Annotated in this window: 17 protein-coding genes; 11 read left to right on the top strand and 6 right to left on the bottom strand. The window is 69.8% G+C overall.

Translation table 11 applies throughout. The annotated features are described in order from the left end of the window. Positions 1-3 precede the first annotated feature (3 nt). The 5 genes from ASD30_RS07320 (at position 4) to ASD30_RS07300 (ending at position 7,700) form a co-directional block, all read left to right on the top strand. On the top strand, positions 4-3,576 hold the full coding sequence (locus tag ASD30_RS07320; RefSeq protein WP_056678861.1) for an ATP-binding cassette domain-containing protein: 3,573 nt from the start codon (positions 4-6) through the stop codon (positions 3,574-3,576). Between the two features lie 208 nt (positions 3,577-3,784). Continuing rightward, positions 3,785-5,032 carry an MFS transporter gene (locus ASD30_RS07315; protein WP_082563614.1) on the top strand — a complete coding sequence of 416 codons (1,248 nt, stop codon included), beginning with the start codon at positions 3,785-3,787 and terminating at the stop codon, positions 5,030-5,032. Positions 5,033-5,044: 12 nt separating this feature from the next. Beyond that, positions 5,045-6,106 carry a tryptophan--tRNA ligase gene (gene trpS / locus ASD30_RS07310; RefSeq protein ID WP_056678858.1) on the top strand — a complete coding sequence of 354 codons (1,062 nt, stop codon included), beginning with the start codon at positions 5,045-5,047 and terminating at the stop codon, positions 6,104-6,106. A 9-nt stretch (positions 6,107-6,115) separates the two neighbouring features. Further along, complete coding sequence (locus tag ASD30_RS07305; protein WP_056678855.1) at positions 6,116-6,637, top strand: 2'-5' RNA ligase family protein; 522 nt, start codon at positions 6,116-6,118, stop codon at positions 6,635-6,637. Between the two features lie 4 nt (positions 6,638-6,641). Then, positions 6,642-7,700 carry a YihY/virulence factor BrkB family protein gene (locus ASD30_RS07300; protein WP_056678852.1) on the top strand — a complete coding sequence of 353 codons (1,059 nt, stop codon included), beginning with the start codon at positions 6,642-6,644 and terminating at the stop codon, positions 7,698-7,700. Between the two features lie 59 nt (positions 7,701-7,759). On the opposite strand, the gene ASD30_RS07295 is transcribed toward ASD30_RS07300, so the two are convergent. The 4 genes from ASD30_RS07295 to ASD30_RS07280 form a co-directional block, all read right to left on the bottom strand. Beyond that, positions 7,760-8,341, bottom strand: coding sequence for a hypothetical protein (locus ASD30_RS07295; RefSeq protein ID WP_056678849.1), 582 nt, complete (start codon positions 8,339-8,341; stop codon positions 7,760-7,762). Positions 8,342-8,707: 366 nt separating this feature from the next. Next, positions 8,708-9,451 carry a succinate dehydrogenase/fumarate reductase iron-sulfur subunit gene (locus ASD30_RS07290; protein ID WP_056678846.1) on the bottom strand — a complete coding sequence of 248 codons (744 nt, stop codon included), beginning with the start codon at positions 9,449-9,451 and terminating at the stop codon, positions 8,708-8,710. Positions 9,452-9,477: 26 nt separating this feature from the next. Continuing rightward, positions 9,478-11,532 (bottom strand): fumarate reductase/succinate dehydrogenase flavoprotein subunit, encoded by a 2,055-nt coding sequence (locus ASD30_RS07285; RefSeq protein ID WP_082563613.1) that lies wholly within the window; start codon positions 11,530-11,532, stop codon positions 9,478-9,480. Positions 11,533-11,547: 15 nt separating this feature from the next. Further along, entirely contained in the window at positions 11,548-12,249 is a 702-nt protein-coding gene (locus tag ASD30_RS07280) for a succinate dehydrogenase cytochrome b subunit (protein ID WP_056678843.1), read from the bottom strand. A 150-nt stretch (positions 12,250-12,399) separates the two neighbouring features. Between ASD30_RS07280 and ASD30_RS07275 the strand changes: the two genes are divergently transcribed. The 3 genes from ASD30_RS07275 to ASD30_RS07265 are packed head-to-tail and all read left to right on the top strand — an operon-like array spanning position 12,400 to position 15,949. After that, positions 12,400-13,227: a hypothetical protein gene (locus tag ASD30_RS07275; protein ID WP_235530185.1), complete on the top strand. Its 828-nt coding sequence runs from the start codon at positions 12,400-12,402 to the stop codon at positions 13,225-13,227. Further along, the gene (locus ASD30_RS07270; RefSeq protein ID WP_235532526.1) at positions 13,227-15,176 is read left to right on the top strand and encodes a fumarate reductase/succinate dehydrogenase flavoprotein subunit; all 1,950 of its coding nucleotides are present in this window, start codon (positions 13,227-13,229) and stop codon (positions 15,174-15,176) included. Before ASD30_RS07275 ends, ASD30_RS07270 begins: the two co-directional genes overlap by 1 nt. Continuing rightward, on the top strand, positions 15,173-15,949 hold the full coding sequence (locus ASD30_RS07265; protein ID WP_056678840.1) for a succinate dehydrogenase/fumarate reductase iron-sulfur subunit: 777 nt from the start codon (positions 15,173-15,175) through the stop codon (positions 15,947-15,949). The genes ASD30_RS07270 and ASD30_RS07265 overlap by 4 nt, the downstream gene beginning before the upstream one ends. A gap of 169 nt (positions 15,950-16,118) precedes the next feature. Here the strand turns inward: ASD30_RS07265 and ASD30_RS07260 are convergent, their stop codons facing one another. Then, positions 16,119-17,303: a YibE/F family protein gene (locus ASD30_RS07260; RefSeq protein ID WP_235530187.1), complete on the bottom strand. Its 1,185-nt coding sequence runs from the start codon at positions 17,301-17,303 to the stop codon at positions 16,119-16,121. Between the two features lie 102 nt (positions 17,304-17,405). Beyond that, complete coding sequence (locus tag ASD30_RS07255) at positions 17,406-18,512, bottom strand: glycosyltransferase (RefSeq protein ID WP_082563610.1); 1,107 nt, start codon at positions 18,510-18,512, stop codon at positions 17,406-17,408. 150 nt (positions 18,513-18,662) lie between these two features. Here ASD30_RS07255 and ASD30_RS07250 point away from each other — a divergent pair, with 150 nt between their 5' ends. The 3 genes from ASD30_RS07250 to meaB are packed head-to-tail and all read left to right on the top strand — an operon-like array spanning position 18,663 to position 23,655. Continuing rightward, entirely contained in the window at positions 18,663-20,489 is a 1,827-nt protein-coding gene (locus tag ASD30_RS07250; RefSeq protein WP_056678837.1) for a methylmalonyl-CoA mutase subunit beta, read from the top strand. Continuing rightward, on the top strand, positions 20,486-22,657 hold the full coding sequence (gene scpA / locus ASD30_RS07245; protein ID WP_082563609.1) for a methylmalonyl-CoA mutase: 2,172 nt from the start codon (positions 20,486-20,488) through the stop codon (positions 22,655-22,657). Before ASD30_RS07250 ends, scpA begins: the two co-directional genes overlap by 4 nt. After that, positions 22,657-23,655, top strand: a complete 999-nt coding sequence (meaB, locus tag ASD30_RS07240; RefSeq protein ID WP_056678834.1) for a methylmalonyl Co-A mutase-associated GTPase MeaB — start codon at positions 22,657-22,659, stop codon at positions 23,653-23,655. The genes scpA and meaB overlap by 1 nt, the downstream gene beginning before the upstream one ends. Positions 23,656-23,758 lie beyond the last annotated feature (103 nt).

Here is a 23,758-nt window from a genome sequence, read left to right as displayed (position 1 = left end):
GTCATGACCGAGACCCTCACCACCGCCCCCGACCGGCCGCCCGTCGCCCCGTCGCGACCCGCACCCGTCGACGGGGCGCGGCGGGTCGACTGGCGTCGCATGAAGTCGCCGATCGCCGCCGCGGCACTGGTGTGCGCGGCCATCGCGGCGATCTCCACCACCTTCGGAACGGTCGTCATCGGCCGGCTCGCCGAGCACCCGACGAGCGGCCTGGTGTGGCTGCTGGCGGCGTGCGTGATCGGGGCCTCGATCATCGACACGTTCGGCAAGATCGTGTGGGTCGGGCTCTCCGACCGCGCCGAGGGCCGGCTCCGTGAAGACCTGCTCAGCGCGGCCATGCGCCAGCCGCTGGCCACCCTCTCCGAGCAGGCCGTGGGCGAGATCCTCGACCGGGTCGACGACGACACCCACGAGGTCGGCAACCTCGTGCGCTGGCAGCTGTGGATGTTCGCCCGCACCGTCTTCGGGGTGGTGCCGATGTGGATCGTGGCCGGTGTGACCTGGTGGCCTTCGTGGCTGCTGTTCCCGGCACTCGGGGTGGTCACCTGGTTCGCGATCAAGCCACTGTTGGGCGAGATCTCCCGTCGCAAGGTGATCGAGGAGATGGCGTGGACCGACCACGCCGCCGCACTCGAGGAGGGCATCGCCGGGCGCGACGACCTGCGCACCAGCCTCGGCCAGGCCCACGTCATCGCACGCGTCGCCAAGCTCTCCTCCGCCGTCCACACGAAGTTCCGGGCGGTGCTCGACATCGAGCGCCGGCTGGCCCTGCGCGCCGGCCTGTTGCTGCACGCCCTCCTCGCCGGCATCGGCGTCGCGGGCATCGCCCTGGCCGGCAACGGCGACCTGTCCGTCGCCAAGCTGGTCACCCTCTTCCTGGTCACGTCGACCTTCGTCGGCCAGATCGCGATGCTGGCCAACCACCTGCCCGACCTCCAGGCCGGCCTCGGTGCCGTCATCCGGCTGCGCCAGATGCTGGCCTCCGAGCCCGAGCCCGAAGGTGGCCGGCCGCTCCCGTCCGCCGACCGGCTCGAGCTCGAGATCCGCGGGCTCACCTTCGCGTACGACGAGGGCACCTTCGCCCTGCGCGACATCAACCTGTTCCTCCCGGCCGGCGACACGATCGCGCTGGTCGGCCGCACCGGCTCGGGCAAGTCGACGCTGGCCTCGCTGATCTCGCGTGCGGTCGAGCCGCCGCGCGGTGCGGTGCTGCTCGGCGGCGTCGACGTTCTCGACCTCGACCTCCAGCAGCTGCGCTCCGCGGTCGGCGTGGTCACCCAGCGCACCGAGATCCTGGCCGGCACCCTCGCCGAGAACATCACGCTCTTCGGCGACACCTCCCGTGACGAGATCGAGCGTGCGGTCGCCGAGCTCGGCCTCGACGACTGGGTCGCGGGCCTCCCCGCTGGCCTCGACACCCTGCTCGGCCCGGGCGGCACCTCGCTGTCGGCGGGGGAGGAGCAGCTGGTCGCCTTCGCCCGGTTGTTGATCCGCAACGTGCGCGTCGTCGTACTCGACGAGGCGACCGCCCGCATGGACCCCCTCACCGAGCACCGCGTCGTCGCCGCCGCCGACCGGCTGCTGCGCGGGCGCACCGGCGTGCTGATCGCGCACCGGCTCAGCACCATCGAGCGGGCACCCCACGTGGCGGTGCTCGACCACGGTCGCGTCGTGCAGGACGGGCTCCGCGCCACCCTGGCCCTCGAGCCCGGGGCGTTCCGCGACCTGCTGCACGACAGCCGCATCCAGCACCTGGTCGACCACGAGGACGACGACGCCCCCGCGCCGGTCGAGCACTCCACCCTCGACCACGCGGCCCAGAGCGCCGCCGAGGCCGCCGCAGTCGGTGGCCGACGCCGCACCGGTACGCCGCCCCCGGTGCGCGAGGTCGGCAACGGACCGTCGCTGGCCAAGGGCATCTTCCACGCGCTGCTGGTGCGCCCGTCCTGGGGCATCGCCGGGGCCGTGCTGTTCCTCATGGTGTCGGTGATCGGCGCCCAGGGAGCCGTGACCGGCCTGGTCTGGGGCCACATCGTCGAGGACCTCCAGGACGGCGACACCCCCGGGCTGCTCAGCGTGGCGCTGGTCGCCTGCCTGCTGGCGATGCCGTTCATGCTGGCCGACGCGTTCTGGCGCTACCCGCGCTGGTGGATCGAGGTCATGCTGCGCACCCGCATGTCGGTGCTGCACGGCCAGACCGCCCAGGAGCGCCTCGTGCGTACGCCTCCCGGTGAGGTGGTCGCGCGTTCCATGGACGCCGACCGCTACGCCCGCTACGCCGACCGCTGGGTCGACTTCATCAACGGCATGCTGATCGCCGCCTTCACCGCGCTGCTGGCCGGCACATGGGTGGCCGGTGCCGTGCTGCTCGCGGTGATGGTCACCTCGGCCCTGGCCTCCTCGATCGGCCGGCCGATCGCCGGACGCTCCGCAGCCGAGGCGTCCGCGGCCCGCGCCCGGTTCGGCCGTGCGCTGGTCTCGGCGCTCGAGTCGGCCCGCACCGTCAAGCTCGCCGCAGCGACCCCGTCGGTGCACCGACACCTGCGCGACGTCGACGCCGGACGCGTCAACGCCGCGGTGAAGGAGCACCGGGTCCAGGCGTTCCTCGACGGCGTGCCGATCGTGATGGTGCAGTGCGGTGTGGTCACCGCCTGGGCGATCTACTTCGGCGGCGGCTGGAGCCTGGCCACCGCGCTCCTCGTCGCGAACGCCGTGGCCGGCTTCGACTGGTTCGGCCGCGTCGCCGGCATGGTCGTCACCGAGGCCCCGGGCACCCGCGCCTGGCAGGTCGAGACCAGCCGGTTCGCTGGTGGTGTCGACCTGATGGACCTGCCGCCCGGCGTCGACCTCGTCTCCGGTGCCGCACCCGAGCCCGCTCCGTCGAGCCGGGTTCCTCTGCAACAGCTCGAGCTGCGGGGGTTCTCGGCCTTGCACGACGACGGCACGCTCGGTGTCTCCGGGGTCGACCTCACCGTCGAGGCCGGAGAACTGGTGCTGCTGGTCGGTCAGGTCGGCTCGGGCAAGTCGAGCCTGCTCGCCGCATTGGCCGGGCTGATCGGGCATCGCGGCGAGATCCTCTGGAACGACCGCGACGTCGACGACCCGGAGAGGTTCCTGCGCCCCGGCCAGGTCTCCCACGTGGCCCAGGTGCCGCGGGTGCTGTCGGGCACCTTCGACGAGAACGTGCGACTCGGCCACCAGCGCGCCTTCGACGCCCCGGTCGGGGTGGCGCGGCTCGGCTCCGACATCGAGGAGGCCGGCGGCAAGGACGCCCTGGTCGGTCACCGAGGTGTCCGGCTCTCCGGCGGACAGGTGCAGCGTCTGGCCCTGGCCCGCGCCCTGGCCACCGACGCCGAGCTGATGCTCGCCGACGACGTCTCCAGCGCGCTCGACGCCAGCACCGAGGTCGAGCTCTGGCAGGCGCTGCGCGACCGCGGGGCCACGGTGATCGGCGCGACCGCCAAGCGTGCCGCGCTCTCGCGTGCCGACCGGGTGGTCGTGCTGGTCGACGGCGAGGTCGCCGCGGTCGGACCGTGGAGCGAGCTCGCTCCACGGTGGGGTCACCTGGCCGGGTGAGCGTGGTTTCGAGACGGCCACCTCAACCACGGGCGGTTTCGAGACGGTCGCTGGGGCGACCTCCTCAACCAACGATCAACCACTTGGCGGGCTGAGCGTGGTTTCGAGACGGTCGCTGGCGCGACCTCCTCAACCAACGGTGGTAGTGGTGGCGTGTGTGCCCAGCGACACGGAATAGGCGGTCGGCGTGAGCCGGTTGGAGAATGCGATGAGCATGCCAGCCACAGAGCGCCCCGCCGCCGAACCCCGCACCCCGACCCGGTCCTCCGAGACGTCGACCCACTTCGGGTTGGCCGTGCTCGCCCTGGCCATGGGCGGGTTCGCGATCGGCACCACCGAGTTCGTCACGATGGGCCTGCTGCCGCAGATCGCCGACGGCGTCGACGTCAGCATCCCGACCAGCGGCCACGTCATCTCGGCGTACGCCCTGGGTGTCGTGGTGGGCGCGCCGCTGCTGGCGTTCTTCGGTGCCAGGCTGCCGCGTCGGGCGCTGCTGGTCTCGCTGATGGTTGCCTTCGCGATCGGCAACGGGCTCAGCGCCCTGGCGTCCAACTACGAGCTGCTGACCGCGGCCCGCTTCCTCTCCGGGCTCCCGCACGGCGCGTACTTCGGAGTAGCCTCCCTGGTCGCCGCCCAGCTGGCCGCCCCCGGCCGCAAGGGCCGCGCGGTTGCCCTGGTGATGCTCGGACTCTCGATCGCCAACGTGATCGGGGTGCCCGCGGCCACCTGGATGGGGCAGAACCTCGGCTGGCGCTCGGCGTACGTCGCGGTCTCCGTGCTCGGCGTCGTGACGATCTCGATGATCCTGGCCTCGGTGCCCTCGATCCCGGCCGACCCCGGGGCGAGCGGACGGCGCGAGCTCGCGGCGTTCTCCCGGGTCCAGGTCTGGCTGACCCTGCTGGCCGGTGCGGTCGGCTTCGGCGGCATGTTTGCGGTCTACTCCTACATCTCGCCGACGATCACCGAGGTGGGGGAGCTCCGCGAGTCGGCGGTGCCGATCTTCCTGTTGATGTTCGGCCTGGGCATGACGTTCGGGACCTGGCTGGCCGGCGAGCTCGCCGACTGGTCGGTCTTCGGCTCGCTGCTCGGCTCCGCCCTCGGCATGGGTGTGGTGCTGCTGCTGTTCGCCGCGGTCACGCCGTACGGCTGGTGGGCCCTGCCGTTCGCGTTCGCGATCTCCGCGATCAGCTCGGTGCTGGTGGTCAACCTGCAGCTGCGGCTGATGGAGGTGGCCGGTGACGCCCAGACCCTCGGTGCCGCGATGAACCACGCCTCGCTCAACGTGGCCAACGCGTTGGGCGCCTGGCTCGGCGGCCTGGTCATCGCCGCCGGGTGGGGCTATCGCTCGCCCGCGCTGGTCGGTGTGGCGCTGTCGGTTGCCGGGTTCGTCGTGCTGGTGGTCTCGCTCGTCCTGCACCGCCGCGAGGGTCACGTCGAGGCACTGCCGCAGTCCTGACAGAATGCCCGCATGTCCACCTCGACCACCCCTCAGGTTGCTGTGGCCGGCGCCGGGACGGGCACTGCTCGCCCGCGGGTTCTCTCCGGCATCCAGCCCACCGCTGACTCGTTCCACTTCGGCAACTACCTCGGTGCCCTGCGCCAGTGGGTGGACCTGCAGGAGAACTACGAGCCGTTCTTCTTCATCGCCGACCAGCACGCGATCACGTTGGAGCAGGACCCGAAGGTGCTGCGTGAGCGGTGTCTTCGTGCGGCCGCCCAGCTGATCGCGATGGGCATCGACCCGTCCCGTGCGGCGATCTTCATCCAGAGCCAGGTGCCCGCCCACTCGCAGCTCAGCTGGGTGCTGCAGTGCCTGACCGGCTTCGGTGAGGCCCGACGGATGACCCAGTTCAAGGACAAGTCAGCCAAGGGGGGAGAGGGCGCCGCGTCCGTCGGGCTGTTCACCTACCCGATCCTCCAGGCCGCCGACATCCTGCTCTACCGGCCGCACTACGTGCCGGTCGGCGAGGACCAGCGCCAGCACCTCGAGCTGACCCGCGACCTCGCCCAGCGGTTCAACCACCGCTACAAGAAGACGTTCCGGCTGCCCGAGCCCTACATCCTCAAGGCGACCGCGAAGATCACCGACCTCCAGGACCCGGTCTCGAAGATGTCGAAGTCGGCGTCCTCGCCCAGCGGCATCATCGACCTGCTCGACGACCCCAAGGTGAGCGCGAAGAAGATCCGCTCCGCGGTCACCGACTCCGGGTCGGAGGTGCGCTTCGACGTCGAGGAGAAGCCGGGCGTCTCCAACCTGCTCACGATCTACTCGGCCCTGACCGGTCGCGCGATCGACGACATCGCGGGGTCGTACGACGGCAAGGGGTACGGCGACTTCAAGAAGGACCTGGCCGACGTCGTGGTCGAGTTCGTGACGCCGTTCCGGGACCGGACCCTCGAGCTGCTCGAGGACAAGGACACCCTCAGCGACGTGCTCGCCTCGGGTGCCGAGAAGGCGTCCGCGGTCGCGGAGAAGACCCTCGCCGACGTCTATGAACGGGTGGGCTTCGTGGCACCCGGCAGGCGTTAGGGTCGTTCCGTGTCGACCATTGGTGTTGCGATCGCCATCCCGGAGCCCTGGGCCACCCAGCTGCAGGACTACCGAACCTCCATCGGCGACGCCACGGCCACGATGATCCCGACGCACATCACGCTGGTGCCGCCGACAGAGTGCAACGACCTCGACCTGGTCGAGGACCACCTGCGCTCGGTGGCCGGGTCCGCGGCCCCGTTCACCGTGCACCTGCGCGGGACCGGGTCGTTCCGTCCGGTGTCTCCCGTGGTCTTCGTCGGTGTCGTGGAAGGCATCTCCGCGTGCGAGCAGCTGGCGTTCGCCGTACGCCGTGGCCCGCTGGCCAGCGAGCTCGAGTTCCCCTACCACCCGCACGTGACGATCGCCCACCACCTCGACGACCAGACGCTGGATCGTGCGTTCACCGAGCTGGCCGGCTTCGAGTGCCGCTTCCCCGCGGACGAGTTCCATCTCTACGTGCACGACGACAAGATCGGCTGGCAGGTGGACAGATCGTTTGCGCTGGGCGGCTCCGCCGTGATCGCCTGAACGCGTGCCTTCACTGAAAGAACGCCTCGACGAGCGCATCACCCGACTCCGGGCCCGACGTCCGATCTTCGACCACCTGATGCGGATGGTGGAGCACTTCGGCAACGTCAAGGGCAACCTTCAGGCCGGTGCGGTGACCTACTTCGCGTTCCTGTCCTTCTTCCCGATCCTGGCCCTGGCGTTCTTCGTGGTCGGCTACGTCGCGAAGGTCTACCCCGACGCGCAGGACAACCTCACCGACGCCCTGACCGGTGTGCTGCCCGGCATGATCGGCAACGCCGACGGCCAGATCTCGCTGAAGGCGATCCAGGACTCGGCCGGTGCCGTCGGGCTGATCGGTCTGGCCGGTGTGCTGTACGCCGGACTCGGCTGGTTGTCCGGCATGCGTGAGGCACTGTTGGTGATGTTCGAGACGCCGCAGCGAGAACAGCCGAACTTCGTCGTCGGCAAGCTCCGCGACCTCGTCTCGCTCGCCCTGATCGGCCTGGTGATGATCCTCAGCGTGGCGGTCTCGAGTGTGATCGCCCGGTTCTCCAGGGAGTTGCTGGATCTGGTGGGTCTCGGTGTCGGCCTCGCGCCGTTGCTGCAGGTGATCTCGGTGGCGGTCGGGGTGGGCGCGAGCATGGTGCTGTTCTTCGCGATCTTCAAGCTGCTCGCGGACCCGGAGGTCCCGCGCCCCTCGCTGTGGTCCGGGGCCCTGCTCGGTGCGCTCGGGTTCGAGGTGCTCAAGCAGCTCTCGACGTTCCTGATCGCCTCGACCAAGTCGCAGCCGGCGTTCCAGGCGTTCGGGATCGCGCTGATCCTGGTGGTCTGGATCAACTACTTCTCGCGAGTCGTCATGTACGCCGCCGCCTGGGCCTACACCTCGACGGCAGCGCGGACCATCAGGGAGGCCCAGGCCCGCGAGCAGGAGGCCATCGAGGCTGCGGCCGAGGGACCCATCGGGCAGTTCGTCGTACCCACCGGGTCCAGGTCCTTCGTGCGCAGTCCCAAGGCCGCCTTCGCCGCCGGTGCGGGATCCATGCTCGCCGTGATCGGTGTGGTGCGTCGCAAGCGGGGCTGAGTCGTCAGATCCCCCGCGGCCCCACGACCCCCGCCGCCCTCACCGCCTCCCGAGGTTGCTCAGCCGGCGGGCAGGGACGACCCGAGCCAGGGAAGGGCTCCTGCGGCCGTAGGGATCAACGTCCATGGCCCGCCAGGGGGCGTGGGGACGAGCCGCCCGTGCAGGCTGGGGTACCACGGACCCGGTGGGTCCAGGGAGAACCGGGTCCTCTCGGCTCCGGCCACGTCACGGTGCGGAACGGCCGCCGTGACCAGTCCTCCGACCACGACGAAGCCACTCACCGTGGCGAGGAACGGCATCGGGTCCACACGCTGTGCGCGCAGCCGGAAGAAGAGCCGGGTGATGGCAGAGACCCGCCACCCATCACAGACTGCCGCCCGTCGTTCGGAGTCCGTGACGAGTCCGGAAACACGCGACGGGTCGATGCGGGCGACGAAGCATCCCTGCTGCAGCTCCGCCGGTAGCGCGGACTCGGGGACGGGCGGCCGCACGAGCGCCTGAACGGCCGCAGCGCGATAGAGCAGGCTTCCCCGCAGTCGCAGGGCGTCTCCTGCCAGACCGGCCTTGAGGGCGCGCCGGGCCGGCTCCCGGGCGAGGCCGAGTGCACCCAGCATCGTCGTTGCTTCCCGCTCGCTGATCATCACGGCATCGGAATCTGAAGCTTTTTCGGATGCGTGGGGTGTTGCCGAGTCGTCGTCTGCTGTCATGGCCCGACACGCTAGGCATGGCCACCGACAGCCACACCGACACCGACACCGGCGCCGGCGGTCTGCTCGGCCCCGGAGCAGTCGGGCGTGCACTCGGTCTGATGGGCCGATTGGCCTCAACTACGCATGACAGAAGGAGCCAATCGGCCCGGCAGACGTAGTAGGAGACCGGCATGCCCTCGCGCGCGAGTGGCCCGCGAACAGGCAGACAGCACAAGGCCCGTAGACAGCACGGAGCCCGTAGACAACACAGGGCCATCCGGAGATCCGGATGGCCCTGGTTGATCGATGCTGAACTGCTCAGCGACCGTGCTTCATCGCGGTGCGCAGGTCCTTGTTGAGCTGGGAGATCACGTCGAGCGGGATCTCCTTGGGGCAGGCCGACGTGCACTCACCGATGTTGGTGCAGCCACCGAAGCCCTCGTGGTCGTGCTGGGCGACCATGTTCACGACGCGCTTGTCGCGCTCGGCCTGGCCCTGGGGGAGCTGGCCGAGGTGGGTGATCTTGGCACCCATGAACAGGGAGGCCGAGCCGTTCGGGCACGCGGCCACGCAGGCGCCACAGCCGATGCAGGTGGCCATGTCGAACGCGCGGTCCGCGTCCTCCTTGGGCACCTGGACCGAGTGCGCCTCGGGTGCGGAACCCGTGTTCACCGAGATGTAGCCACCCTGCTGGATGATCCGGTCGAACGCGCCACGGTCGACGACGAGGTCCTTGAGCACCGGGAACGCGTCGGCACGCCACGGCTCGATGGTGATCGTCTCGCCGTCCTTGAACGACCGCATGTGCAGCTGGCAGGTCGTGGTGGTGACGGGTCCGTGCGCCTGGCCGTTGATCATCAGGCCACACATGCCGCAGATGCCCTCGCGACAGTCCGAGTCGAACGCGACCGGGTCCTCGCCGGCAGCGTTGAGCTGCTCGTTGAGCACGTCGAGCATCTCGAGGAACGACATGTCCTCCGAGACGTCCTCGACCTGATAGGTGTGCATCTTGCCGGGGGACGTGGCGTCGGGCTGGCGCCAGATGTTCAGGGTCAGCTTCATACCGGTCTTCGTTCCGTCTGGCGCGCTCACTTGTAGCTCCGCTGCTTCATCTCGATGGCGGTGTAGGTCAGGTCTTCCTTGTGCAGGATCGGCTTCTCGCCGTCCGCGACGAACTCCCAGGCCGCGACGTAGGCGAACGCGTCGTCGTGACGCAGCGCCTCGCCGTCCTCGGTCTGGCTCTCGGCACGGAAGTGTCCACCACAGGATTCGCGGCGGTTCAGCGCGTCGATGCACATCAGCTCACCGAGCTCGATGAAGTCGGCCACCCGGCCGGCCTTCTCGAGGCTCTGGTTGAGGCTGTCGGCGGTGCCGAGCACCTTCACGTTGCGGTAGAAGTCGTCCTTCAGGGTGCGGATGAGGTCGATCGCCTTCTTCAGGCCGTCCTCGGTCCGCTCCATGCCGCAGTACTCCCACATGATGTGGCCGAGCTCGCGGTGGTAGGAGTCGACGCTCCGGGTGCCGCCCACGGTGAGGAAGTGGTTGATCCGCTCCTCCACCGCGGCCTTCGCCTCGACCACGGCCGGGTGCGACTCCTCGAGCTTCTCGAAGGGTCCGTCGGCAAGGTAGTCGCGGATCGTGTGCGGGAGCACGAAGTACCCGTCGGCCAGGCCCTGCATCAGTGCGGAGGCACCGAGACGGTTGGCGCCGTGGTCGGAGAAGTTCGCCTCGCCGGTCACGAACAGGCCCGGGATCGAGCTCTGCAGGTCGTAGTCGACCCACAGGCCGCCCATGACGTAGTGCACGGCCGGGTAGATCCGCATCGGGGTCTCGTACGGGTCCTCGCCGGTGATCCGGGCGTACATGTCGAAGAGGTTGCCGTACTTCTCCTCGACCGCGTCACGGCCGAGTCGGCCGATCGCGTCGGCGAAGTCGAGGTAGACGCCACGGCGTACGCCCTCCACCTCAGGACCGACACCACGGCCGTCGTCGCACTGGTACTTCGCGGCGCGGGAGGCGATGTCGCGGGGGACCAGGTTGCCGAAGCTCGGGTAGATCCGCTCCAGGTAGTAGTCGCGGTCCTCCTCGGGGATCTCGCGCGGGTCCTTGGCGCAGTCGGCCTTGTTCTTCGGGACCCAGATCCGGCCGTCGTTGCGCAGCGACTCCGACATCAGGGTCAGCTTCGACTGGTGCGGGCCCGAGACCGGGATGCAGGTCGGGTGGATCTGCGTGTAGCAGGGGTTGGCCATGTAGGCGCCCTTGCGGTGTGCCCGCCACGCGGCGGTGACGTTGCAGCCCATCGCGTTGGTCGACAGGTAGAAGACGTTGCCGTAGCCGCCGGAGGCGAGTACGACGACGTCGGCGAGGTGGGTCTCGATCTCGCCGGTCACCATGTCGCGCACGATGATGCCGCGGGCCCGGCTCTGACCGGCCTCGTCCTCCGCGACGATGACCTCGAGCATCTCGTGCCGGGTGTACGTCGTGACGGTGCCGGCGGCAACCTGGCGCTCGAGGGCCTGGTAGGCGCCGATCAGCAGCTGCTGTCCGGTCTGTCCGCGCGCGTAGAACGTGCGGGAGACCTGGACGCCACCGAACGAGCGGTTGTCGAGCAGGCCGCCGTACTCGCGGGCGAACGGGACGCCCTGGGCGACGCACTGGTCGATGATGTTGGTGCTGACCTCGGCGAGGCGGTAGACGTTCGACTCGCGCGAGCGGTAGTCGCCGCCCTTGACGGTGTCGTAGAAGAGACGGTGGACCGAGTCGCCGTCCTCCTTGTAGTTCTTGGCCGCGTTGATGCCGCCCTGGGCCGCGATCGAGTGCGCGCGACGCGGGGAGTCCTGGTAGCAGAAGGACTTCACGTTGTAGCCGGCCTCGCCGAGTGTGGCCGCGGCCGAGGCGCCGGCCAGACCGGTGCCGACGATGATCACGTCGAGCTTGCGACGGTTGGACGGGTTGACCAGGCGGGCCTCGAACTTGCGCGTGCTCCAGCGCTGGTCGATCGGGCCGGTCGGTGCCTTGGCGTCGACGATCGGCTCGCCCGGCGTGTAGTAGTCGATCGCGTCGTCGATCAGGTCCGGGTCGATCGTGGGAGCGTCCGCGTGCGAGTCGACGTCGGAGGAGAACTCGGAATGAGAGTCAGTCATTTGTGCGATCAGTCCTTAGTCGACGATGCCGAGGAGGATGGACAGCGGCACCAGGGCGAAGCCGCCGGCGATCACCACTGCGAGGAATACACCGGCGAAGTTCGCGCGGGCACGGCTCTTGGCGTTGTTGGTCAGGCCGAGGGTCTGGCAGGCACTCCACACGCCGTGGCGCAGGTGCATGGCCAGGGCGCCCATGGCGAGCAGGTAGATCACGGTGACCCACCACATCTCGGGCTGGAACGAGCTCACCACGCGCTCGTACGGCGAGTCCTTGTCGCCGTTGACGTTGATGGTGCGGGTCGTGAAGTGCAGCAGGTGGAAGATCACGAACAGCAGCAGCGTCACCCCGCCCCAACGCATCATCTTCGAGCTGAGCGTCGCTGCGACGGCCTTCTTCACGACGTACTTCTGGGTGCGCGCCCTGTTGGCACGGCCCCAGAGCGTGAAGGCCGCGTAGGCGTGGCCGATGATCGACAGCAGGAGTACTGCGCGGATGATCCACAGCAGTCCCTCGTGCGGGAGCATCGGCTCCCCGAAGGTCCGCAAGTGGTGCGCGTACTCGTCAAAGGCTTCCTGGCCGGCGAAGACCTTGAGGTTGCCGTACATGTGCAGCAGCACGTAGCCGATGAAGACCAGGCCGGTGACGGCCATCAGGAGCTTCAGTGCGATCGTCGATCGCGTCGACCGGCTGCCTTTTACTAGAGTCGGGATTGCCACGGTGGCACGGTACCGCTCCAGATCGGGCCATGGGAGTTGAGGCCGCCCTAACCGGGTGTGAGATTCCCCCCGTTACTCGTGGGTTGGAACTTTTGCCGGGTCGGTTCGTTCTTTGCGCGCGGCCCCTTCCACTCGACGCGACTTCCTGCCATGGTCATTCAGAACATGAACTCGGAGGTGGCGATGGCGTCGACCGACGCAGGGGTGACTGGGCCCACCAGGGCGCGTATCGAAGAGAAGACACTGCGCGAGGACAGATGGTGGCTCGCCCCGCTGGCCACGTTCATCGTGTTCACCGCGTTCGTCATCTACGCCACCTGGCGGGCGTTCATGGGCTCCGACTACTACGCCTCGCCGTACCTCTCGCCGTTCTACTCTCCCTGCCTGGGTGACTGCGTCGACGGTGCGTCCGACTTCGGCCAGCCGTTCCGGGCGTTCCCGCTCTCGGCCGCCCTGATCATCCTGATCTTCCCGCTCGGCTTCCGGATGACCTGCTACTACTACCGCAAGGCCTACTACCGGGCGTTCTGGCTCTCGCCGCCCGCGTGCGCCGTCGCCGAGCCGCACAAGTCCTACTCCGGCGAGACCCGGCTGCCGCTGATCCTCAACAACCTGCACCGTTGGTTCTGGTACGCCGCCATGGTGGTCGCCGTCGTCCTCACCTACGACACGGTGCTCGCGTTCCGCAACGAGGACCACGAGTGGGGCCACATGGGCCTCGGCACCCTGCTGATGATCGTGAACGTCGCGCTGATCTGGCTCTACACCCTGTCGTGCCACTCGTGCCGCCACGCGGTCGGCGGCCGGTTGAGACATTTCTCGAAGCATCCGGTGCGCTACAAGCTGTGGACCTGGGTGTCCCGGTTGAACGGCAGTCACGCGAAGTTCGCGTGGTACTCCCTCTTCTCGGTCGCGCTGGTGGACCTCTACGTCTACCTGCTGGCGACCGGGACGATCGACGACGTGAGGTTCTTCTGATGGGCTCGGCACACGAGGGAACGCGGCACCCGATGACCGGCAACGAGATGTCGGGCAGTTCCCGAGGGGGGATGGAGCACCACACCTTCGACGTGGTGGTGCTCGGCGCGGGCGGCGCCGGGCTGCGGGCGGCCATCGCGGCCCACGACGCCGGCGCCAGGGTGGCGATCGTGTGCAAGTCGCTGCTCGGCAAGGCCCACACCGTGATGGCCGAGGGCGGCATCGCCGCGTCGATGGGCAACGTCTACCCCGACGACAACTGGCAGGTGCACTTCCGCGACACCATGCGCGGCGGCAAGATGCTCAACAACTGGCGGATGGCCCAGCTGCACGCGCAGGAGGCACCCGAGCGGGTGATGGAGCTCGAGGACTGGGGCGCACTCTTCGACCGCACCGACGACGGGCTGATCTCCCAGCGCGACTTCGGCGGCCACAAGTACGCGCGCCTGGCGCACGTCGGGGACCGCACCGGCCTCGAGATGATCCGCACCCTCCAGCAGCGAGCGGTGGCCCTCGGCATCGAGGTGTTCATGGAGTGCACCGTCACCGACATCCTCAAGGACGGCGACCGGGTCGCCGGGGCCTTCGGCTACTGGCGCGAGACCGGCCGCTTCGTCACCTTCGAGGCACCCAGCGTGGTCCTCGCGACCGGGGGCATCGGCAAGTCGTTCAAGGTCACCTCGAACTCCTGGGAGTACACCGGCGACGGCCACGCCCTGGCGCTGCGGGCCGGCGCCAGCCTGATCAACATGGAGTTCGTGCAGTTCCACCCGACCGGCATGGTCTGGCCGCCGTCGGTGAAGGGCCTGCTGGTCACCGAGTCGGTCCGCGGCGACGGCGGCATCCTCAAGAACTCCGAGGGCACCCGCTTCATGTTCGACTACATCCCCGAGTTCTTCAGGGCGGAGACGGCCGACACGATCGAGGAGGCCGATCGCTGGTACGACGACAAGAAGAACAACCGGCGCCCACCCGAGCTCCTGCCACGCGACGAGGTGGCCCGCGCGATCAACTCCGAGATCAAGGCCGGCCGCGGCACCCCGCACGGTGGCATCTACCTCGACATCGCGTCGCGGCGCAGCCCTGAGTTCATCCGCCGCCGGCTCCCGTCGATGTACCACCAGTTCAAGGAGCTGGCCGACGTCGACATCACGGCAGAGCCGATGGAGATCGGGCCCACCTGCCACTACGTGATGGGCGGTGTGGAGGTCGACGCCGACACCGAGCTGAGCGCCGTCACCGGCCTGTACGCCGTGGGCGAGTGCTCCGGTGGCATGCACGGGTCGAACCGGCTCGGCGGCAACTCGCTCTCCGACCTGCTGGTCTTCGGCCGGCGCGCCGGCGAGAGCGCTGCGGCGTACGCCGTCTCGACGGCCAGCGCACCACCCGCGATCGACCCGGTCGACGTGAAGGCCGCGGAGGCCAGCGCCCTGGCGCCGTTCGACGTCGCCGCCGACGCCCAGGGAGGCGGGGAGAACCCCTACACCATCCAGCACGACCTGCAGCAGTCGATGAACGACCTCGTCGGCATCATCCGCACCGCCGAGGAGCTGAGCGCCTCGCTCGGCGCGATCGAGGAGTTCAAGCAGCGGGCCAGCCGGATGGTCGTCGAAGGACACCGCCAGTACAACCCTGGCTGGCACCTCTCGCTCGACCTGCGCAACATGCTGCTGGTCAGCGAGTCCATCGCCAAGGCGGCCCTGGCAAGGGAGGAGTCCCGCGGCGGACACACCCGCGACGACTTTCCCGGACCCGACCCCGTGTGGGGCACGAAGAACCTGGTGGTGACGCTCGACGCCGACGGTTCCGGGGTCGACCTGCACGAGAAGCCGTTGCCGGAGATGCCCGCAGAGCTGCGGACGTTCTTCGAGGAGCCGCCAGCTGCCGGGGAGCCCAAAGCTCCGTCGGTCGAACCTGTCGAGACCCCCGAGGAAGGGAAGCAGTCATGAGCTACGACCTCAAGATGCGCGTGTGGCGCGGCGACAGCGGCGGCGGCGACCTCGGGGACTACACGGTCTCCGTCGAGACCGGCGAGGTCGTGCTCGACGCGATCCACCGGCTGCAGGCGACCCAGGCCGGCGACCTCGCCGTCCGGTGGAACTGCAAGGCCGGCAAGTGCGGGTCCTGCAGCGCCGAGATCAACGGCCGCCCCCGGCTGATGTGCATGACCCGGCTCTCCGACTTCGACGAGTCCGAGACGATCACGGTCACCCCGATGCGGGCGTTCCCGGTGATCCGCGACCTGGTCACCGACGTCTCGTTCAACTACGAGAAGGCCCGCGAGCTGCCCGGCGTCGAGCTCGGCCCGCGCGACGCAGACAACAAGCGCCGCATGATGCAGGTCGACGTCGAGCGCGGCCAGGAGTTCCGCAAGTGCATCGAGTGCTTCCTGTGCCAGGACACCTGCCACGTCATTCGTGACCACGAGGACAACAAGCAGGCCTTCGCCGGGCCGCGGTTCTTCCTCCGGTACGCCGAGCTCGACATGCACCCGCTCGACACCCACGACCGGCGGGCCCTCGCCCAGGAGGCGGCCGGCATCGGCATGTGCAACATCACCAAGTGCTGCACCGAGGTCTGCCCCGAGGGCATCAAGATCACCGACAACGCGATCATCCCGATGAAGGAGCGCGTCGTCGACCGCAAGTTCGACCCGCTGGTGTGGCTGGGCGACAAGATCGGCCTCCGCAACAAGGACAACGACGGCCGCGTCGAGCCCTGAGGGGTTGGGTCTCGATACGCTCGCTGACGCTCGCTACTCGACCACCGAAACCCACTTCGTTGGTCGAGTGCCGGCGAGGAACGAGCCGGTGTGTCCGGCTCCCGGACCTGGGGCAGCCAGCCGGGCTCCGCGGCCGTCGTACGGCGACTGTCCTGATCAGCATTTCCCTCTAGCCGGGCTCAACAGGCTCGGAGTCGACCGGGCCTGACACGGTCAGCGCGGCGATCGCCGTGGTCGCGGGCACGGCCAGCACGAGACCGATTGCCGAGGCCAGGGTGCGGACCACCTCGGCGGCGATGCTCTCGTCGTACAACGTGTCCATCAGCGGCCGGTCGTAGAGCGAGAGCAGCATCAGCACCGCCAGCGCCGTGCCGGCGTAGGCGAACACGATCGTGTAGATCGTGGAGGCGATGTGGTCGCGGCCGATCCGCATGCCGCTGGTGAACAGCTGCGTCCGCGTCATGCCGGGTGCCGCGGCCCGCAGCTCCCACACCGCGGACGACTGCGTGATCGTCACGTCGTTGAGCACGCCGAGGCCGGCGATGATCACGGCGCAGGTCAGCAGCCCCTGGAAGTTCAAGTCCGGTGCGTTGAGCATGAGGTATGCGTTCGTCTCGTCGGCGACGCCGCTCAGCCGGGCCGCATCGACGCCCCACAGGCCGAGCAGCGTGATGATCGCGATGCCGCTCAACGTGCCGGCCAGGGCGGTGCTGGTGCGGATCGACACCCCGTGGGTCAGGTAGAGGACGACGAACATGATCGCGCTCGAGCCGACCAGCGCGACCCCGATCCCGGAACCGCCTTCGAGCAGTGCGGGCAGCATGAACTTGGCGACCACGAACCCGGCGAAGACCAGGCCGAGCAGGGCCATCACTCCGCGCAGCCTGGCCACGATCGCGACCACGAGCACGAAGGCCAGCGCCATCGCGCCCAGCGGGAAGTTGCGCTCGGCACCGACCCAGCCGTACGTCGGTTCGGCACCCTCCCTCGGGGTCTTGGCCAGCTTGACCTTGTCGCCCTTCTCGAGGCCGGACTTCGCGACGTACGGCGGCACCTGGATCACGACGTCGGCGCCGTCGACCGAGGCGGTCAGCTCGTTGCAGTGCTCGGGGAACGACTCGTTCTCGCCGGGTGGCAACGAGGGGTCGGCCACGATGACGGGGCACGGGTCGCTGACCGAGACCACCGTCGCCTGCGGGAACGTGGTGCCGGCCGCGGAGTACTGCACGGCCTCGGGGCGGTCGCCGTCCCCGGGCCACAGGGCGAAGAGCCCGGCCACGGTGCCCAGGGCCACGAGTCCGAGCAGGCCCAGGAGCAGCAGCCGGGGGAGCACCCCCACCGCGACGTCCGGCACCGGGCCACCGTGCGAGTGCCCGTGCCCGTGTCCGGGTCCGGAGCTGCGTTTCGAGTGAGAGCTGTGTGCACCGGCCATGGCTGAATCCTGCCCGAGTGCAGGTCAGGCGACGCGGACGCCCCTCCCACGCCCGTTGGTCGAGGAGGTCGCGCGGCGACCGTCTCGAGACCACCCGTACTGCTCGGCCAGCAGCTCGTCGACCGCGTCGACCCAGCTGCGCTGCACCGCGAGCTCGCGGCCACGGGCTCCCAGCAGGCCGCGTCGGGTGTCGGCGGCGAGGCTGGCGACGGCCTCACGGAATCCGGTGGCGGAGGTGGGGTCGTGGAACAGGCCGGTCTCGAGGTGGCGCAGCACGTCGAGGGCGCCACCGGAACGAGGGGCGACGAGCGGTACGCCGGACGCGGCCGCCTCGCGCAACGCGTGGGAACAGGTCTCGAACTCCCCGGGGTGCACCAGCACGTCGAGGGAAGCCATTGCGGTGACCAGGTCGCCGGGCTCGACGGCGCCGGTGAACTTCGCGTCGGGCAGGTGGGTCTCCAGCCAGTGGCGTTGCGGTCCGTCGCCGATGACGACCAGCCGGATCCCGGGCAGGGAGGCCAGCTCGGCCAGTCGGCGTACGCCGTGGCGCTTGTGCAGGCTGCCGACGTACCCGACGACCACCCGGGGGACCGGCTCGACCGTGCGGCGCGACCAGCGGTCGTGCAGGTAGGAGTCGCGCAGGGTGGGACTCCACGCGGCCACGTCGACGCCCGGCGCCCACACCGGGGCCTCGACGCCGAGCACGCCGAGGCGGGCGCGCATCCACTCGCAGGTCACGACCACCTGGTCGGCGCGGGCGTGGACGGTACGCAGCCAGTGCTCCGCGGTGAGGGCCGGCACCGGCGACTGCTGCACGACGATGGTCGGCCGGTCCTGGAGCTGGGCGTGCTTGAGCGCCTTGCGGCCGAGGATGCCCGGGGAGGCCCCGTGCACCAGGTCGGGGCCGAAGCCGGCGAGCGCGGCGGCCACCTGGCGACCGGGCTTGTCGAGGGGGCGGATCCGGGCCACCGGCGACGAGCGGTAGGTGGCCAGCCCGGGGCCGGGCGCGATGATCTGAACCTGGTGACCGAGGTCGACCAGCCGGTCCACCACCTGCTTGGTGGTGCGCGTCGTGCCGTCCACGGCGGGGTAGAACGACTCGGTGACGATGGAGATCCGCTGAGGTTCCATGGGTCGATCGTGACCGGTCCTGGACAACGCGACGCGAACACGGGGTGGCCTGCGGACGTCGGCCAGGTACCCGAGGGCAGTTACTGTCCAGTTGATGGGAGATCTCACATCGAGTGGCCGTCAGGCTGTGGGTTCCCTATTGTGCGGACCATGACATCTGGCCCTGATCCGGACCGCCTCGCCCTGGCTGGTCCCGAGGACCAGCACTCCGCCGCGGACTGGGAGAAGAGCACCGCGGCCGTGCTGCGCAAGACCCGCAAGCTTGCCGACGACGCCCCCGACGCCGCCGTCTGGGAGAAGCTCGCGCGGCGGACCCTCGACGGCATCTCGGTCGCACCGATCGGCACCCTCGACTCGGTCGCCGGCCTCGCCCCGACCGGCGTACCCGGCGCGGCTCCCTTCACCCGCGGCCGCCTGGCCGCACGGCCCGAGATCGGCTGGGACATCCGCCCCTACCTCTTCGGTCTGGACGCGAAGGCCCTGAACGAGGCGGCGCTGGTCGACCTGGAGAACGGCTCGACGTCCCTGTGGCTCGAGGTCGGTACGACGCTCGCGCCGGCGGACCTCGAGGCCGCACTGGAGGGCGTGTTCATCGACCTGGCCCCCGTGGTGCTCGACGCCGCCGAGGACCCGTTCGCCGCCGCGGAGGCGCTGGCCGCGCTCTACGCCGACCGCGGCGTCACCCCGGCCGAGGGCACGAACCTGGCCGCCGACCCGATCGCCGCGCAGGTGCGCGGTGAAGGCGCCATCTCGCTCGACGTGCTCGACCTGGTGGCCGCCAAGGCCGAGGAGATCGGTGCCCTGGGCGTCGTCGTCGACGCGACCGCCGTGCACGACCTCGGTGCCTCCGACGCGCAGGAGCTGGCCTACAGCCTCGCCGTCGGCGCGACCTACCTCCGCCACCTGACCGCGAACGGCCGCTCGGTGGCCGATGCGCTGCGCCTGGTGGAGTTCCGCTATGCGGCCACCGACGAGCAGTTCCCGACCATCGCGAAGTTCCGGGCGGCTCGCCGCCTCTGGTCGCGCGTGGCGGAGCTGAGCGGCCTGGCCCCCGCCGACCAAGGCGACGGCCAGCGCCAGCACGCCGTCACCTCGCGCCCGATGATGAGCAAGTACGACCCGTGGGTGAACATGCTGCGCACCACGGTGGCCTCGTTCGCCGCCGGTGTCGGTGGCGCGGACGCCGTGACGGTGCTGCCGTTCGACTCCGCCCTCGGCATCCCCGACGCGTTCGGTCGCCGGATCGCCCGCAACACCGGGTCACTGCTGATCTCCGAGTCCCACGTCGCCAAGGTCGTCGACCCGGCCGGTGGCTCCTACGCCGTCGAGAAGCTGACCGACGACCTGGCCGAGGCGGCCTGGGCGGAGTTCGGCCGCATCGAGGAGGCGGGCGGAATCCTGGCCGCGCTCGAGGACGGCTCGTTCCAGTCGCGGATCGACGCGGTGGTGGCCGAGCGTGACGACCAGATCGCCCACCGCACCCGCCCGTTGACCGGCATCAGCGAGTTTCCGAACCTCGGCGAGGCCCTGCCCGAGCGTCCGGGGCACCCGGCCATGGACGCCGTACGCCGCTACGGTGCGCCGTTCGAGGCCCTGCGCGACGAGCCCGCCGCGACTCCGGTCTTCCTGGCCACGATGGGCAGCGTCGCCTCGCACACCGCCCGCGCCACGTTCGCCAGCAACCTGTTCGCCGCGGGTGGCATCAGTGTGGTCGTGGCCGGTGCCACCGACGGCGTCGACGCCGTGCTCGCGGCGTACGACGGCCAGCCGGTGGTCTGCCTGGCCGGCGCCGACCCGACGTACGCCGAGTGGGGTGCCGACCTGGTCGCCAAGTTGCGCGAGGCCGGTGCGCGTCACGTGGTGCTGGCCGGCAAGGCCGGCGACAAGACCGTTTCCCCAGACCTGGTTGACGATTCGGCCGCGGTCGGTGTGGACGCACTCACCTTCCTGAACACCACGAGGGAGCACCTCGCATGAGCACCGTCCCGAAGAGCTTCGCTGGCCTGCCGCTGGTTGAGGAGGTTGCGCAGCAACCGTCTCGAGACCAACGGACCGAGAGCGCCGCCGAGCCCTGGCAGAGCCCCGAGGGCATCCCGGTGCTGCCGGTCTACGGCCCCGAGCACCTCGAGGGCCTCGACGCCCTCGACACGTGGCCCGGCCTGAGCCCGTTCCTGCGCGGGCCCTACCCGACGATGTACACCACCCAGCCGTGGACGGTCCGCCAGTACGCCGGCTTCTCGACCGCCGAGGAGTCCAACGCGTTCTACCGCCGCAACCTCGCGGCCGGGCAGAAGGGCCTCAGCGTCGCGTTCGACCTGGCCACGCACCGCGGCTACGACTCCGACCACCCGCGGGTGCGCGGCGACGTCGGCATGGCCGGTGTGGCGATCGACTCGATCTACGACACCCGCACCCTCTTCGACGGCATCCCGCTCGACACGATGTCGGTGTCGATGACCATGAACGGTGCCGTGCTGCCCGTGCTGGCGCTCTACATCGCCGCCGCCGAGGAGCAGGGGGTGAAGCCGGAACAGCTCGCGGGGACCATCCAGAACGACATCCTCAAGGAGTTCATGGTCCGCAACACCTACATCTACCCGCCGGCGCCGTCGATGCGGATCATCTCCGACATCTTCAGCTACACCTCGGCGAAGATGCCGCGCTTCAACTCGATCTCCATCTCCGGCTACCACATCCAGGAAGCCGGGGCGACGAACGACCTCGAGCTCGCCTACACGCTGGCCGACGGTGTGGAATACATCCGCGCGGGCCTCGAGACCGGTATGACGATCGACCAGTTCGCGCCGCGGCTCAGCTTCTTCTGGGCGATCGGCACGAACTTCTTCATGGAGGTCGCGAAGATGCGTGCCGCGCGTGCCCTGTGGGCCCGCCTGGTGCGCCAGTTCGACCCGGCCAACCCGAAGTCGCTGAGCCTGCGCACGCACTCGCAGACCTCCGGCTGGTCGCTGACCGCACAGGACGTCTTCAACAACGTGCAGCGCACCGCGATCGAGGCGATGGCCGCGACCCAGGGCCACACCCAGTCGCTGCACACCAACGCCCTCGACGAGGCGATCGCGCTGCCGACCGACTTCTCGGCCCGCATCGCCCGCAACACCCAGCTGCTGCTGCAGCAGGAGTCGCGGACCACCGAGATCATCGACCCGTGGGCCGGTTCCTACTACGTCGAGCGGCTCACGCACGACCTTGCCGAGCGCGCCTGGAAGCACATCCAGGAGGCCGAGAAGGCCGGTGGCATGGCGGCCGCGATCGAGCAGGGCATCCCGAAGATGCGCATCGAGGAGGCGGCGGCCCGCACCCAGGCCCGCATCGACTCGGGCGCGCAGAAGCTGATCGGGGTCAACACCTACCGGCTCGCCGCCGAGGACCAGCTCGACGTCCTCAGGGTCGACAACGACGACGTCTACAAGCAGCAGATCGCCAAGCTCGAGCGGCTCCGTGCCGAGCGCAACGACGACGACGTACGCCGTTCGCTGGAGGCCCTGACGAACTCGGCCGAGCGGGGTGCCAGCAAGGGCTCGCTCGACGGCAACCTGCTCGCCCTGGCCGTTGACGCGGCTCGTGCGAAGGCCACCGTGGGCGAGATCTCCGAGGCTCTCGAGAAGGTCTACGGCCGGCACCAGGCCGTGATCCGTACGATCAGCGGTGTGTACAGGTCCGAAGCCTCCGAGGGCGGCAACTCCGCGGTCGACGCGGTCGTCGCCGCGACCGAGAAGTTCGAGGAGGACGAGGGCCGTCGCCCCCGCATCCTCGTCGCGAAGATGGGCCAGGATGGCCACGACCGCGGGCAGAAGGTCGTGGTCACCGCCTTCGCCGACATGGGGTTCGACGTCGACGTGGGCCCGCTGTTCTCCACGCCCGAGGAGGTCGCGCAGCAGGCCGTGGACGCCGACGTGCACATCGTCGGTGTGTCCTCGCTCGCCGCGGGCCACCTCACGCTGCTGCCTGCCCTCAAGCAGGCACTGGCGGACCTCGGGCGTCCCGACATCATGATCGTCATCGGCGGGGTCATCCCGCCCGACGACGTGGAGACCCTCAAGGAGATGGGCGCGGCCGCCGTGTTCCTCCCCGGCACGGTCATCGCGGAGTCCGCGATCGACCTGCTGGAGAAGCTCTCCCACTGATGTCTCGCCGGCAGGTCGACGTACCCGCGCTCGTCGCAGGCGTCCGTGAGGGGCAGCGTGCCGCGGTGTCGCGGGCGATCACCCTGGTCGAGTCGTCGCGCCCCGACCACCGGGTGGCCGCGCGCGAGCTGCTCGCCGAGCTGACCCCCGACTCCGGTGGGGCAGTGCGGGTCGGCATCTCTGGCGTGCCCGGCGTCGGCAAGTCGACCTTCATCGAGGCGCTCGGCATGACCCTGGTCGAGGCCGGGAGCAAGGTCGGCGTCCTCGCCGTGGACCCGTCGTCGGTGCGCACCGGCGGCTCGGTGCTCGGCGACAAGACCCGGATGGCGCGGCTCTCGGCCAGCCCCGGCGCCTACATCCGTCCGTCGCCGTCGGCGGGCACCCTCGGTGGCGTGGCCCGCGCGACGACGCAGGCGATGATCATCCTCGAGGCGGCTGGACACGACGTCGTGCTCGTCGAGACCGTCGGTGTCGGCCAGTCCGAGGTGACCGTGGCCGGCATGGTCGACACCTTCCTGTTCCTCACCCTGGCCCGCACCGGCGACCAGCTGCAGGGCATCAAGAAGGGCATCCTCGAGATCGCGGACGTCATCGCGGTCAACAAGGCCGACGACGCGGGCGGTCACAACGCGGGGGAGAGCGAGGCCCGGGTCGCGGCCCGCGAGCTGGCCGGCGCGATGCGCCTGGTGCAGGGCAAGGGGGAGTGGGCGCCTCCGGTGGTGACCTGCTCCGGCCTGACGAACATCGGCGTCGACGACGTCTGGCAGCGCATCCTCGACCACCGCGAGCACCTCGGCGAGAAGGGCCTGGCCCGCAAGCGTGCCGACCAGCAGCTCGACTTCACCTGGGCACTGGTGCGCGATGAGCTCGCCGAGCGCCTGCGACGCTCACCGGGTGTGGCCGCCGTGCGCGACGACGTACGCACCGCGGTGCTGGCCGGCGACATGGCCGCGCCCGAGGCCGCCGACCGCATCCTCGCCGCGTACGACGAACACTGACCCGTCGCCAGTTCCGATCGACCCGTCGCCAGTTTCGGTCGACCTGTCGCCAGTTTCGGTCGACCCGTCGTGAGTTTCGATCGACCCGTCGCGAATGTTCCCT

The organism is Nocardioides sp. Root140 (assembly GCF_001426745.1).
GTDB lineage: Bacteria > Actinomycetota > Actinomycetes > Propionibacteriales > Nocardioidaceae > Nocardioides.
This window is presented reverse-complemented; position numbering and strand designations above follow the sequence as displayed.